Raw genomic sequence first — 1050 nt, 5'->3', positions numbered from 1 at the left:
ATCTCTCCTTTTTTGTTAAACTTCTAAGCTCTAGGATGAAACGAGCGATAACTTTTTTTTAAGCTTTCTTTTGTAACATGAGTATAAATTTGGGTTGTTGACAAATTTGCGTGTCCAAGTAACTCCTGCACCGTACGCAAATCGGCACCGTTGTTCAATAAATGCGTAGCAAATGTATGCCTCAGCATATGGGGATGGATATCACTAGTCAAACTGCTTTTCTTGATGATTTGATTCAACACATACTCTATCCCAGTTGGTGTGATCTGTTCTCCCCGGTGATTAATGAAAAGATAATCATGCTCTTTACCGAAATGATCCATTAGCTGCTTGCGACCGTATTGAACAAATTCTTGAATCGCATCCGCTGCATAAGAGCCCAACGGCACATAACGATCTTTATTCCCTTTTCCGTGGATCAGCATCACACTATTATCAAAATCAATGACAGATAACTGGAGATTGGCACATTCACTTACCCGAAGACCTGATCCGTAAAGAACCTCTAACAACGCACGATTTCGCTGGTCCAATGGCTCCGTTCCATCAACACTATTGAAAAGGACTTCGATTTCTTTTTCATAAAAAAAACGCGGTAAACGGGCCTGCTTTTTTTTGAGATGAACATAAGAAAAAGGATTCTCTTTGATTTTCTCATGCTTTAAAAGGTATTGATAAAAGGATCGCAAACTCGCAATTTTTCGACTGATCGTATTACGACTATATTTTTGATCATTGAGAAAGGCTAAGTAGACACGCACATCTAAGTGATTCACTGCTAATAATGAAGATTCGCCTGAATTTTCCAAAAATTGACAAAAGTCATTTAGATCTCGCTGGTAGGCTTCCTTGGTTTTTTCTGAGTAGCCCCGCTCGGTCATTAAATAACCGATAAACTCTTGCTTTGCTGCTTCATTTTCCAAACTTTTTCTCACCTCACAAACATAGCATAAATGTAGCATAAGAGCTTTTTAATTACAATTGAATTGTCAGAATTTATTGATTTTTCACGAATATACTAACAATTATTTACAGATAATTCACAATTGC

1 protein-coding gene is annotated in these 1050 nt (G+C 37.3%); it reads right to left on the bottom strand.

The genetic code is table 11. From position 1 onward, the window contains the following. Nucleotides 1-23: 23 nt before the first annotated feature. Complete coding sequence (xerC, locus tag AC4J95_RS21070; protein ID WP_494551546.1) at nucleotides 24-923, bottom strand: tyrosine recombinase XerC; 900 nt, start codon at nucleotides 921-923, stop codon at nucleotides 24-26. Nucleotides 924-1050: the final 127 nt, after the last annotated feature.

Source organism: Enterococcus sp. GPZ-007 (assembly GCF_059374735.1).
The sequence above is the reverse complement of the archived record's forward strand: the minus strand, read 5'-3'. Positions and strand labels throughout refer to the sequence as shown.